Genomic DNA, 13,334 nt, shown 5'->3' on the forward strand with positions numbered 1-13,334 from the left:
CGGGGCAGCCGGGGTGCTTGTAAACAGTCCCGACATTGCTAAAGTCCGGATTGCAACCAGAATGAAGCGCCGGGGCGGTGCAAGGGCGCACAATCGGGACAGACCTGCAGGGGCGAACATGTGATCGGCGAACTGTCTTCAAACGAGATAAACACGCCGGGCGATACGATGGGCAGGCAATCTGCAGGCCGGAAAACAACCTGCGGCACGGACGTCCGTGAACCCTCAAGGCCCGGCCTGAAAATCCGGCTTGCGGATGGCTCGGAGGCGGATTGCCGGGCCGGGATCCATCTGGCGCGCGAGGCGCATTTGCACACGGCGTTCCGGGACATTCCGTTTTCCGAAGACAAGGCCCGGGCGATCTTCGAAAAGACAACCTGCCAGCCGGAGCGTTTCGGGCTGATCTATGCCGTGCCGGGGGTGGACGAACCGCTTGCCGAAGACAGGCTCCTGGGCTTTGCCTCGATGCAGGCGGGTGAGCATTTCCTGGGCACTGGCACACTGATCGCGACGGTGCAGACGCTGAATATTTCCCAAAACTTACCGGCACGCTGCTCGGCGGCAAGGTCGCCCTCCGACCCGTCCAGGCGGTGCGGCAATGGGCCAAGGAAAGGGGCTGCGCGCATCTGCTGGTGCATGTGACCAATGGTGAGAATGCGGAAGACGCGGACCGGTTTTTCCGGCGCTGCGGGATGGTGACGGTTGGGGGCAATTATCTTCTGCATACCTTGAGTAAGATGAATGATAAGTAATAAAATCGAAAACAAGGCAATTCTTGTTGCCTCGATAATTTTTTTCCTATTATTTCTATATAAATTTTTCCCTTATTACTACTTCGCAGAAGAAAATAAGGGAATAGTAGAGCGTGAATTTGAGCAGTCAATTCATAGATTTAACAATCAAAAAGTAAATGTAAGAATTTCTGGTTGTAAGTTGACTATAAAATACAATAATTATTATTGTGAACATAGCGTTGCAGTTGGCGAATATAGAAAAATATACGATCTTCGATATATGAATGGATTGAAGATTAAGAAATCAATTAATAATCTGTCTGTAGCCGTTTTCAATTTTAAAAACTCCGCTCCCAGAGAAGCGTTCCAAATAAAATATCAATACTGTAGTGGGAAGGAAATGACTATTTTCGGAAGCGATCGTTCAGATATTTTTATGGATCAAACGGAATTTCTTGGAAGTATTAGTCGAAATATCAGCGCCTATATATACAGAAACTGCAAGTAATAGACTGGATCTACTATGACTGATCAGTAAGGATTACCAATTCGTTAATGTCTCGCCCGAACCTGGGTAGAGGCGCCCGGGGTGTGGGGATTAAAACGACCGGGGCGAAGGCTTCGGTTGAGACGCTATAGCGGAAGATGCGTGGCGGTGCTGAATGGGGGCGATAGTGTGAGTGACGACAGCGATCTCTCCGATGAGGCGATGGGTAGGCCCGTCGCGCAAGCACAGGCCGGGCAGGTTCCTGTTCAGGCGAAAGCTGCGGCACTCGGGAAGACTTCCGTTTTAGCCCCGCCGAAACGAACCAGCGTGAAACTTCGGCTGGCGGATGGCTCGGAAACCGATTGCCGGGCCGGCATCCATCTGGCGCGTGGGGCGCATCGGCACACGGTGTTCCGGGACATTCCGTTTTCCGATGACAAGGCCCGGGCGATCTTCGACAAGGCGACCGGCCAGCCGGACCGCTTCGGGTTGATCTATGCCGTGCCGGGGGTGGAGGGACCGCTTGCCAAAGACGGGCTGCTTGGCTTCGCCTCCGTGCAGGCAGGCGAACATTTCCTGGGCACCCGCACGCTGATCGCAACGTTGCAGACGCTGAACATTTCCCAGAAGCTTACCGGCACGCTGCTCGGCGGCAAGGTCGCCTTCCGCCTCGTCCAGGCGGTGCGCTACTGGGCCAAGGAAAGGGGCTGCGCGCATCTGCTGGTGCATGTGACCAATGGTGAGAATGCGGAAGACGCGGACAGGTTCTTCTGGCGTTGCGGTATGGTGACGGCTGGGGGAAATTACGTAGACACAAGCCCTTAGCGTTGAAGCCAACAAAGAAAATTACAGGCAAATTTTATGAGTGATATAAGTTTTTTAGGTATTTGGGAGGCCGCATCTCCATATATGCCTGTTGTATTTTTTAGTTCTTTTGTGATAATTTTCGTAATTATGTATAAGTTATTTGGAAAAGTATTAAAAATTCAAGAAAAATATGGAGTCCATAAATGGATATACAGGATTATTTCTATTACAATTACTGTGATCGTTCTGGATGCTGCGATTTTTGCGTTCGTTATCGTCGTTAAATTTTATCTCACAGGAGAATTTGGTTTATGAGTTCTGAATCAATCAATTGACCTGCCACGGGATTCTCCCTCAACCTTTGATGAAAGGCTGACCCAATTTGACAAGTTCCCCGGTGTATCCCGGGGTTGGACTGGAATTTTCCGGCATCAAGGCAGCGACTGGTTTGATCCGGAACCAGGTTTCGTCGAGCTTTGTTTTCCGCCGTCGTTCCGTCGGCAGAGCTTTGCCTGATCGATAAAATCGCAAGGCAATCCGTTCGGGGCGGCACCACGGGACAATTCCAGGTCCAGATGCGTTTCGATGAAGGCCTTCACGACGTCTTCTGAAAGCATGTAGTCGCTGAATTTCAGTTGCCGGTGCACTTCGGTATGCTGATTGAGGGCGCACAGGTGTGCGAGATGCTCCGGACAATTCAAAACCTGCGCATAGGATCGATCGCCACTTTGCCCGGAGCCGCAAACCGCGGGTTTTCCCGGGTCTCTCGGAACCGTTTTTTCCGGCTCATCACAACGGACTGTCTTGCGCCCGCCAGGGCTGTAGCGCTGTGTTTTTCCCGCCTGGGCACATTGCAGCTTTGCGGAAAGATCCTCCGGGAAAGTCAGGCTTGTCACGCTGTCATTGCCTGCGAAGGGAAGTTCGCTGTTCCAGCCGAACGGATCGCAGGGAAACGACATGACAAGCGCGCGCAAGTCGGGCGGCTGACCGGCATTCATGGCAAGATGGGTGTCGTGCTGCCGCCGCATTTCGTTTTTCCAGGTTTTTCCCACCTCGTCTTTCTTCTTTCCATTTTCAGGCTTCACATCACAAATCGGGTGCCGGCACTGCCGCGAGCTGCGCTTGCCTTCGAAAGCGGGGGCCGTGACGATGACACCGTTGAAAAGACCGGGATGCCAGCGTTTGATCAGCAGGCTGGCCCAGCCTCCCGCTGAATGTCCCCCCACGAAGATCCGTTCGGGCGGATAGCCACGCTTTTTAGCATCTTCGATTGTTTGCAAGATCAGTTCAATCCGTTTGCAGACCCAGATTTCGCCGCCACAACCGTCTTCGTCGTGAGATGTGCCCAGCACGGTGCCGGTGCAAGGTGTCTCGACCCGGACCCTCAAACCTCCAATGATCTTCCCGTCGAGATGCCGAACCCAGTGCGGTCTTGAGTTGAGCAGCCAGTAGCAATCATGGCCGAAGTTCTTGTTGAACACTTCGGTCAGGACGTTCGTCGACGACCCGTGATTGAATATGAACAGAATTTCGTTCGAGCTGTTCGATCGGGCCAGTGCGGGACCCGGGTTCCCAAGACCGGTCAAAACCAGCACACATGTCAGGAAAAGCAAAATCAGGTTCGCTCTGCAGCTCATCTACCCCCCATGGCACGTCTTCAAAGGTCCCGTGTTCTGCCGACCCGCCTGTATTTTACGCTTCAACGCGTCCTGCGCCCCGCAAGTGACCTGCCCGCCCTGCCCGTTTCCGCAGTCTCGCCAATTGATTGAAAATTGCAACTTTCAAGTTTTCTTGGCACTGCCTTTTTCGGCGCCTGCACCTTCATTGGCACCAGAACGGGCATCCGCCGGCAAGGTACTTTTCGATCTGGCGTTGCTGTCAGCGAGAATTTTCCACCCCCGGGCGACCGCTCCGCCGGGGCTCCGGTCGCGGCACTCCGGCCGGAGACGGCCATCCTTCGCCCGGACACGCGAAAAGCGCGCAAATCCGCGCGTTGCCACCGGTATGGCACCGGCTTCAATTGCCTTTTATTCCGGGCGGAAACGGCCGTGTCACTTCGCCTGATCCGGATCGCGGCAGCCCGGGGTGCGTGACCCCCGTCCCCATTTGGGGATCGAATTAAGTTCAAATTTTCTGCATTTCAGGTTTGCAACCACGAACCTTCACACGGCCGGAACAGGTCGAAGCAAGGTCTCAACGACAACAAAGCTTCAGGCTTGCCCCGTCCGTTTACTGTGCAGGACGTGCTGGCCACCTTGACAAGAAGGATGCCCGAATTGGCACGCAAGGACCCCATCGATCACGCTCTCATGGCCAGCGAACCGCTGGCCCCCTCGGCCTGCCGGCTCGTACCGGTCGCGGCAACCGGGCTGCACGAAGTCCCGGGCGCCGCCGTTCTGGCGGCTTTTGTGACCGGCGAAGCCGGCGGTGCAGATTATATCTCCGCCTCCCTGGCCACGGCCGGCGGCGCGGACCCGGCGCCGGTTTCCCCCCAGGATCACGCGGGTCCCGAACCGGACATGAGCGAGGCCTATCAATGCTGGCTCTCGCTCCTGTCCCGCTACACCGGCGGCCTCCACTGAGCCGCCCGGGGCTTTTCCCGATCCTTTGACAAGAAAACAAGCGCAAGTCCGAAACCGGCAGGTTTTCAGGCCTCCGGCCGATCCCGACCGGAGGAATGCGGACACGAATGCGCATCGGAGGCGACATGACCTGGTTTTACAATTTGCGACTGACCAACAAGCTGTTTTGCGCCTTCGGCGTTCTTCTGACCCTGTTCGCGTTTCTGGGCGGCACCTTCGTGGTGACCCTGAACACGCTCGACCGGGAATTCACCGAGTTCTCGCAACAGGGCAATGTTCTGGCGGCCACCGCTGAAATCACGCGTTCCTTCGCCAGGCTGGAGGGGCGCACCGGGAAGTTCATCTCTGTGTCCAGTTCCGAAAACATGTCCGAAGCGGTGACCGCCTACCACGAAGCCACCGTCCTGATCGGGCACAAGCTGGAAACCATGCACGACCCCGAGGAACTGGACCGGCTCCACGACGCGCGCAAGCACATCGACGCCTACTGGGAGAACTTTCTGAAGCTCGCCGAGGAAAGAAACCAGCAGAACGATCTTGTCGACGGCAAGCTGCACAAGGCGGGAGACACGCTGCAGGAAGAGCTGGAACTCGTCTTCGAGCACGTTCTGGAAAGCGAGCTCAAGGAAGCCGAACCGTCCCGGGCCCTGTCGCTCGTAACCGATGCGGTCATTCACCTTCTGGTCGCGCGCGATCACGCCAACCGGTTCGTCTATTCGCACCAGAAGGCCGAGCTGGACTATGCCCTTGCCGAAATCGGACGCGTCCGGGAGGATCTGACCGACAGCGCCATCGATGGTGTGTCGTCCAGGGACAAGCTCCTGATCGCGGACGCGGTCAAGCAGCTCGATATCTATATCGACGCCCTCGGGAAATTCGAGACGCTCGATGGCGACATCCGCCGGCTTGAACATGAGGTCATGGTCGAGGAAGCCGGGATCATTTCCAAGGACCTCGAGGAAATCAACGCCATCGCGGTCGCGGCGGAGCACGCGATCGAGGAACTGGTGCATGCGCAGACGGGCGCCGCCCTCGTGTTTGCATCCGCCGCCACCCTCGCCGGCCTCATCATCGGCTTCGGGACCGCCTTCAGCCTCGGGCGCCTGATCAGCCGGCCCGTGGTCCGGCTGGTGCAGGTCATGCAGGACCTGACGAACAACCGTCTCGACGTCAAGATCGACGCCCCCCGGGGCCGGGATGAAATCGCGGAGATGAGCCGTTCGGTGATCGTCTTCCATGAAGCCCTGGTCGAGCGCCAGAAACTGCGCGACGAACAGGCAGCAACCGAAGAGACCGTCGCGCGCCGCCGCTACGAACTGGACCAGATGATCGACGTGTTCGGCAACACCATCCGCGGCATCTTCCAGCGCATGTCCCGGTCTTCGTCGGACATGTCGGCATCCGCCGGGTCGCTCACCGAGATGTCCGCGATTACCGTCGACCAGTCCGCTGTTCTCGACAAGGACGCAACCGAAACCTCGAGCATGGTAGCGACCGTCTCTGCGGCGGCGGAGGAGCTGATTTCGTCGATCGAGGAAATCAGGCGCAACGCGGACCAGTCGGCGGAGATCGCCTCCGGTGCCTCCACCAAGGCCGAACAGACCCGCGACAACTTCAACCGTCTTCTGACCGTCGCCGGCCAGATCACCAGTGTGGTCGACCTGATCCGCGAAATTGCCGATCAGACCAACCTTCTGGCTCTGAACGCGACGATCGAGGCCGCCCGTGCGGGCGAAGCCGGCAAGGGGTTCGCGGTGGTGGCCGCGGAAGTCAAGGAACTGGCGGCACAGACCGCCCGGGCGACTGCAGATATCAGCGAACAGGTCGGCGCCGTACAGGAGACCGCTCAGAGCGCCGAATTGTCCATGAGCGAAATCTACGAAGCGATCGGCAACGTGACGGAAACCGCCGTCAGCATCGCCGCGTCGGTCAGTCAGCAGAAGGATGCCACCACGGAGATCGCGCGCAGTATGGAAACCGTCTCCCAGAATGCCTCCCGGGTGCAGGACAGCGTCTCGCTGATGCGCAGCAACGCCGACACCAGTTCCGAGACGGCGGACCACGTCATGACCGGCAGCAATGTGGTCTATGACGAGGCCGTCGTACTCGGCTCGGAGGTGGAAACCTTTCTTGAGGCCATTGCCAGCCGCGGGGATGAAGAGACCTACCAGGTGCATGAAGTGAACTGGCCGGCGCGGGTCACCATGGACGCGCACACCGACACCGTGACGATGCGCAAGGTGACGTCCGCATATTGCGTGATCGATGTTGCCCTGGAAGGGGACGTCGGAACCCCGGTCCTGTTGCAGGCCGACGCGCTGTCCGCACCGCTCGACGCCCGCATCGCAAAGGTGGAGGACGGCAGCACCACGCTGCAATTCCCGCTCAAGCGCGACCATATCGAAAAACTGCACGCGGAACTCGAGCACAGGCTGCGGCAAGCCGCCTAGAGCATCTGCCCGCATTCGGGCGCATGAAGCCCAGGCGTCAGGGACGCCGTCCGGGACCGCGCATCGAGGCCACCGCCTCGTCGCAACAAACGGAGGGACCTTCCCCCACAAGGGACCTCCAGCTCCGGGGCCGGCAATTGTTCAGGCAAGCGCCGGCCCCGGGCACATTTCAGGAATGAAAACAGATCCGACTGCCAGGAGACGACAAGATGGTGACCATTGCATCCGCCTCGAGCCTGGACCGGGACCCGCGCACCGCGGTCCGGGACTGTCTCAGCCAGCTTGAAGCAGGCGCTGCGCCGGATCCGGGCCAGGACCCGGACAAGGCCCCGGATCCGGATCCGGACCTTGTCATGATCCAGGTGAACGCTGCGCTCGACGTCGACATCATCCGGGAATGCCTGCGCGATCGTTATCCGTCCGCCGCCCTTCACGGCGCAACCTCCTGCCAGGGAACCATGACCGACAAGCGTCTTTGCTCGGCACCGGACGCGGGCATGGCGATCTGGACCTTTCATGATGGCGAAGGAGACACCGGCACCGGCCTGCGCGCCTACAACGGCGACCCCGGAGAGGCCGCGGCACAAGCGATCCTGGACGCCATGGCATCCGTCGACCGGTTCGGAGAAATCCCGCAACTGGTGTGGGTGAGCGCCGCTCCGGGAGACGAGGAGGCGATCATTGACGGCATTCAGTCCGTGGTCGGCCGCGGCGTGCCGATTGTCGGCGGCTCGGCGGCGGACAACACGGTTTCCGGCGGCTGGCAGGTCTTTGACCGGGACAGCACCACCGCGGCCGGTCTCGTCGTCAGCGCCTGGTTTTCCCCTCTGCGGATCGGCACGGCGTTTCACAGTGGATACCGGCCGACGGACCGCAAGGCGACGGTCACCAGCGCCCGCGGCAGGGTGGTCTACAGCCTGGACAACCGCCCCGCCCTCGATCTCTACCGGGAATGGAACGGCCCGGCGATGGACGCTCCCGGCGCAAATCCGATCCCCGATCCGGCTTCGCACACCGTCAACATCCTGCAGGCAACGACGCTTTCGCCGCTCGGGCGGCGCAGGGGCAATCTGGCCGGTGCGTCCATGTTCGTGCTGAGCCATCCGGAAACCGCACGGCCCGACGGCGGCATCAGCCTGTTCACGAATGTGGCCGAGGGCGAGGAATTGCACCTGATGGAGGGCACCGTTGAATCGCTCATTCACAGGCCCGGGAATGTCTGCAGGTCGGCGATGGACATGATCGAACTCGACGCCCGGGACATCAAGGGCGCAATCCTGGTCTATTGCGCCGGCTGCATGCTGACCGTCAGGGACCGGATGAACGAGGTCCACGGCCAGATCACCCAGGCCCTTCCCGGCGTCCCCTTCATCACCGCATTCACTTTCGGAGAACAGGGGCCTGTTCTCGACGCGGAAAACCGGCACGGCAATCTGATGATTTCCGCCGCGCTGTTCGGAGAAACATGATGACCTGTCGTGAGGACGATTTGCGGGACGCCCTGCTGGAACTGGACCGGTTGCGCAAGCAGGAGACCTCGCGCAGACGCGAGAGCGAATGCGTGATGCAGGTTCTCAAGGTGCTCACGGACGAGTCCGACGAGGAAGGCCTGCCGCAAATCATGCTGAACTGCCTGTGCCGGCTGTTCGAACTCGACGAGGCCGCCATCGTCTTCGACCCGGATGCACCCTTGGCCGCCGCGGACAGCCATGGAACCACGCCCACCCTGGCTTCGCCCGAAACCGCCGACTACTGCTTCTGGCCGGAGTTGCCCGCCTTTCGCAAGTACCTTGAAAAGGCGCCCCGCATCATCGCGGACAGCACTCGGGTGCCCGGCCTCCAGGACACCAGGACCAGGCACGGCTCCTTTCTGGCCGGCAGGCTGGGCTTGAGCGACGCCCGCGCGCTTCTCGTGCTCTACAGGTCGCCCGGCCGGACACTTTTCAATTCGCAGGATCTCAGCCTGTTCCTGCGCGTCGTCCCGATTGTCGACCAGGCTCTCAAACGCCGGCAACAGGGAGAGATCAGGTCGCGGCTGGAACTCGAATTGAGCGACCGGCAGAAGATGGAAAGCCTCGGCACGCTTGCCGGCGGCGTCGCCCACGAGATCAACACGCCGCTGCAGTATGTGACCAACAATCTCAGCTATCTGGCTGATGCGGCGGATCAACTGCTCACCTATGCCGGCGATCTGCGGACCGCCTTGGCCGAGGCACCGGCGGATGCGGCGGCGCTTTCCGGCCTGAAGCAGTGCGCCGACCGGAAATGGAGCGAAATGGACGGCGACTTCCTCACCGAGGATCTGCCGGACGCTCTCGACCAGTCCCAGGTCGGGCTGGAACGGATCAGCAAGATCGTCCGCGCCATCCGCGAATTCTCGCATCCGGCGGGCGACAGCGACGGTGAAATCGACATCAACCGCGAAATAGAAAACGCGGTCACGGTTTCCGAGAACCAGTGGAAATATGTGGCCGGCGTCGATCTGGACCTGTTCGGTGACCTGCCGTTCATCAGGGGCGCGTCGGACCATATGCGGCAGGTGCTGATCAACCTGATCGTCAACGCGACACACGCGATCGAAGACCGCAAGGAAGCCGGCCTCGAGGCACACGGCAAGATCGGCATCTCGACCTTCGTGACCAAACGCAACGCCGTGGTGACGGTGACGGACAATGGTGCGGGCATGCCCGAAAGCGTGCTTGCGAGGGTGTTCGACCCGTTCTTCACGACCAAGGCACCCGGCCGGGGAACGGGACAGGGGCTCTCGCTCTGCTACACCATGATCGTGCAGAACCTGAAAGGCCGGATCGACATGGAGTCAACGCCGGACAAGGGCACCACGGTCCGCCTGACCCTGCCCCTTCGCGCGGAAAAAGCGTTCGCCGGCCAGGTCTCGCACTCCTGAATGAAGATGACATGTCGACGGCGATGTCGGAACCGCGCAGACGAGCGCGCAGAGTGCGGGCCCGTGCCTGGTCAAACACTCTGACACCGCGAGGCGACGCCGTTTCCCTGTTCTCCGCAGTTGACCTATGTGTACGCAGTGGGCTTACCCGGTTCATGCGCGGTCCCGAAATGCGCAGGACGAGGGCCACGGGACGTGGGACCAGGGCCTAGGGCCCAGAGCCTCTAGAGTCACGGTACGAAGGACGGTGAACGAGGGATTGAGGACCGTGGAGCCGGGACGGTCCGGCCCGCAAGATCGGCTCTCATGGAAGCCTGAATATGACGGAAGGCCTGAAGTGGCCCGCCGGATGACTTTCTCTGGAAACCTTGCGCCGCGCGCGCGATCCACCCCACCGCGCTTCGCGGCACCGCTCATGTCGAAAGCCTCTTTCCAAGCTGCAAACCGGATCCGGTCCAATGCAAAAGGCTTCGCAGCAATTCGTTGGGTCGGCCTCTGCCGACCGGGTGTCAGGCGGCCTCGGAGCGTGCCGTGCCGGTCAGGTTCGGGCTGCCCGGCGTGAGCGGGATCTTGACCACGAATGCACTGCCTTCACCGCCATCGGACCGCACACGCAGCTTGCCCCGATGCTTGATTTCGACAATGGATTTGCAGATGGCCAGCCCCTGACCGGTGCCCTTGCCCGGCGGCTTCGTCGTGAAGAACATGTCGAAGATCCGGCGCAGGTCGTCCGCCTGAATGCCCGGCCCGTTGTCCCGCACACTGATCGTGCAGACCTCCTCGTCCCGTTTCAGGTCGATCCTGATCTCGCCCTTGCCGCCGGCATAGTCCTGGCTCTGGGAATGTTCGGAGATCGCGTCGGCCGCATTCACGATCAGATTGATGATCACCTGCGACATGTCTCCCGGATAACACGGAACGATCATTTCCGAGCAATCAGGCTCAAACACCAGATCGGCGCTGTGGCGCCATTGGGACCGGGAGACGGTCGCGGCGTTCTCGATCAGCTTGACCAGGTCGGTCTCCGTGCATTCCGTGTCGTCCGGATGCGCGAATTCCTTGATCGACCGCACGATCTTGCCGATCGACTCGACACCTTCGGCCGCTTCCCCGAGCGCTGCGGGGATTTCATCCTTCAGGAAGGACCAGTCCATATCTTCAAGCCGGGCGGCCCTGTCCGCCGGAGACTGCGTGTCCGCCACATCTATGAAGTCAGCCAGGTCCGTGAAGGACTCGCGCAGAAACTTGAGATTGTCGCCGATGAACTGGGTCGGCGTGTTGATCTCATGAGCGACGCCGCTCGCCAGCGTACCGAGTGACTCCAGCTTGTGCGTTTCCATGAGTTCCAGCTCCAGCCGCCGGTTCTTCTCGTTGGCTTCGTAAAGTTCGCTCACATCCGTGTCGACCATGACAAAACCGCCGGAAACGATCGGCCTCTGGGTATGCAGCAGGGCCCTGCCCTCCATCCAGACGCTTTGCCAGCTTTGCACCGTTCCGCTTTCAAGCCGGCTGAGGCGGTCCTGGACGACCTCGGCCTGACCGTCGGCCTCCGCGGCCGGAGCCGCCGCATAGGCGGTCAGCAGAACATCTTCGAACAGATCGCCCGGTTTGCAGCGCTCGCTGCCGAGACCGTAAAGATCCAGCGCGGCCCTGTTGACGAACCGGAGTTCTCCGGATTCTCCTACGATGAAAATGGCTTGCGACACGCTGTTGATGGCATTGTGCAACAGGGTTTCGGCGAACTTCCGGCCGGCTTCCGCCTCGTCCTTCTCGTTCTTCGAGATCCGGTCATAATCCGCCAGTGCGGTCGACATCTTGTTGAACGCCCTGGCCGTGTGCGCCAGTTCGTCATTGCCCCTGACCGGCATGTGATAGCCGAATTCACCTGCCGCGACGCGCACGGCTCCGTCCCTGAGATGACTGAGTTGCCGCGTCAGGACCGTGCCGAGCAAATAGCCGAAAATGGCGACCAGCAACACTTCAAGACCCGCGATCGTCAGCATTCTGCGCGTGCCGGCCGCAACCACATCGTTCAAAAGAGAGGTCGACAAACCGATCCGGACCGAACCGAAGCCGGTCTGGCCGACTTCGATCGGCACACTGACATCGAACCGCTCGTCTTCCACGTGGATGTCTTCAAGGGTGCCGACGTCATCCGGCAGGCCGACGGGAACACTGCCGCCTTCGGCAAGCACCAGTCCGTTCGAATTGCGGATCTGGACATAGATCAGTCCGTCATTGGCAAGCGCCTGGTCCACGAGCACGTCCAGGGTCGCCAGATCGAGTGCCACCACCGCATCGCTGGTCATCGTCGCAAGAAGCTTGGCGGAGGTCTGCGCCCGGGTGCGCAGTTCATTCTGGTTCGAGGACCGCAAGTCGTTGAGGCTGGTCAGGACAAGAATGCCCAGAACGAACACCTCGATCAGGGCAATGCCGAGAATGGTCTTCAGTTTGAATGACATGTCTCTTCTCCTGCCGACGCGATCTCCGTCTGGCCGGCGGTCAGGTTCAACGCACGCACATCATCCCAGGCGGCATCTCCGGCCGGGACGAAACCGGACATTCCGAGCGCTCCGAGCACGGCATCGTCGGCCAGGCCTGTCATGGCCGCCGCAACCGTTTCACGCACGTCAGCCGGCACGGCCGGCGCGGCCGCGAAAGCATGCGGCGTATAACCCTCGGTCCGGTAGAACACACGGAGCTGCGATTTGAGATCTTCGGGAAGATTGCCGAAGGTTCTCAGCACTCCGCCGCCGGCCGGAAAGACGCCAAGCGCCACGGCACGATAGACCGAGTCGTGTGATTTTACATAGGCCGCTTCGAAACTGACGCCTGCCGCGCTCAGTTCGGCTCTCGGCACGACACTCGCGCCAAAGGCCGCCGGCGACGGAAAGGCCAGGGTGTACCCGTCGAGATCTTCCAGTGCGGCCACGGAACTGTCGGACCGGGTCACAAGGATCCCCTTCAGTTTCTTGTCGGCCTGATGCGCGAACGCTTCATAGCCGGCCGTCTCGTGGACGACCGTGTAGTGATAGGGATTCATATAGGCAAAATCATAGGCCTGGTCCGAAAGGCAGGCCTCGAATGTCGGGATATCCTTGGCGGTCGCGAACTTGAACTTGTAACCCGTTTCGCGCTCGAGCCGGTCCAGAAACGGGATCCAGATCTGGGCAAGACGGGTCGCCGACTGCTGCGGGACGACACCGAGGGAATAGACCTTTTCGGCGGCCGCTGTCCGTCCACCGGAAAAAAAGACTGCGGACGCACCCAGGAGCAGGGCGCAAATCCGCAAAGAGTTGAGAGGCTTGGAGAGTGTAAAATGATGCCGCATGGGGGTTCCTTCCGATTTTCAGAAACGTATCAATCGGT

The 13,334-nt window shown here is 60.1% G+C and carries 9 protein-coding genes; 6 read left to right on the top strand and 3 right to left on the bottom strand.

Going from position 1 to position 13,334, the window contains the following annotated elements; genetic code table 11:
• Positions 1-120: 120 nt before the first annotated feature.
• Both WNZ15_RS08980 and WNZ15_RS08985 read left to right on the top strand, forming a co-directional pair.
• A complete protein-coding gene (locus WNZ15_RS08980; RefSeq protein WP_342892628.1) occupies positions 121-642 on the top strand; it encodes a hypothetical protein in 522 nt (173 codons plus the stop codon).
• A 906-nt stretch (positions 643-1,548) separates the two neighbouring features.
• On the top strand, positions 1,549-2,046 hold the full coding sequence (locus tag WNZ15_RS08985) for a hypothetical protein (protein ID WP_342892629.1): 498 nt from the start codon (positions 1,549-1,551) through the stop codon (positions 2,044-2,046).
• Positions 2,047-2,459: 413 nt separating this feature from the next.
• Here the strand turns inward: WNZ15_RS08985 and WNZ15_RS08990 are convergent, their stop codons facing one another.
• The gene (locus tag WNZ15_RS08990; protein WP_342892630.1) at positions 2,460-3,509 is read right to left on the bottom strand and encodes a hypothetical protein; all 1,050 of its coding nucleotides are present in this window, start codon (positions 3,507-3,509) and stop codon (positions 2,460-2,462) included.
• A 795-nt stretch (positions 3,510-4,304) separates the two neighbouring features.
• Here WNZ15_RS08990 and WNZ15_RS08995 point away from each other — a divergent pair.
• From WNZ15_RS08995 to WNZ15_RS09010, 4 genes are all read left to right on the top strand, one after another.
• Positions 4,305-4,610 (top strand): hypothetical protein, encoded by a 306-nt coding sequence (locus WNZ15_RS08995; RefSeq protein WP_342892631.1) that lies wholly within the window; start codon positions 4,305-4,307, stop codon positions 4,608-4,610.
• A gap of 125 nt (positions 4,611-4,735) precedes the next feature.
• Complete coding sequence (locus WNZ15_RS09000; RefSeq protein WP_342892632.1) at positions 4,736-7,060, top strand: HAMP domain-containing methyl-accepting chemotaxis protein; 2,325 nt, start codon at positions 4,736-4,738, stop codon at positions 7,058-7,060.
• Between the two features lie 209 nt (positions 7,061-7,269).
• Positions 7,270-8,529 (top strand): FIST N-terminal domain-containing protein, encoded by a 1,260-nt coding sequence (locus WNZ15_RS09005; RefSeq protein ID WP_342892633.1) that lies wholly within the window; start codon positions 7,270-7,272, stop codon positions 8,527-8,529.
• Positions 8,526-9,965 (top strand): ATP-binding protein, encoded by a 1,440-nt coding sequence (locus WNZ15_RS09010; RefSeq protein ID WP_342892634.1) that lies wholly within the window; start codon positions 8,526-8,528, stop codon positions 9,963-9,965. The genes WNZ15_RS09005 and WNZ15_RS09010 overlap by 4 nt, the downstream gene beginning before the upstream one ends.
• Positions 9,966-10,474: 509 nt before the next feature.
• On the opposite strand, the gene WNZ15_RS09015 is transcribed toward WNZ15_RS09010, so the two are convergent.
• Positions 10,475-12,427: an ATP-binding protein gene (locus WNZ15_RS09015; RefSeq protein WP_342892635.1), complete on the bottom strand. Its 1,953-nt coding sequence runs from the start codon at positions 12,425-12,427 to the stop codon at positions 10,475-10,477.
• On the bottom strand, positions 12,412-13,296 hold the full coding sequence (locus WNZ15_RS09020) for a phosphate/phosphite/phosphonate ABC transporter substrate-binding protein (protein ID WP_342892636.1): 885 nt from the start codon (positions 13,294-13,296) through the stop codon (positions 12,412-12,414). The genes WNZ15_RS09015 and WNZ15_RS09020 overlap by 16 nt, the downstream gene beginning before the upstream one ends.
• Between the last annotated feature and the right edge of the window lie 38 nt (positions 13,297-13,334).

Source organism: Roseibium sp. AS2 (assembly GCF_038900065.1).
Lineage (GTDB): Bacteria > Pseudomonadota > Alphaproteobacteria > Rhizobiales > Stappiaceae > Roseibium.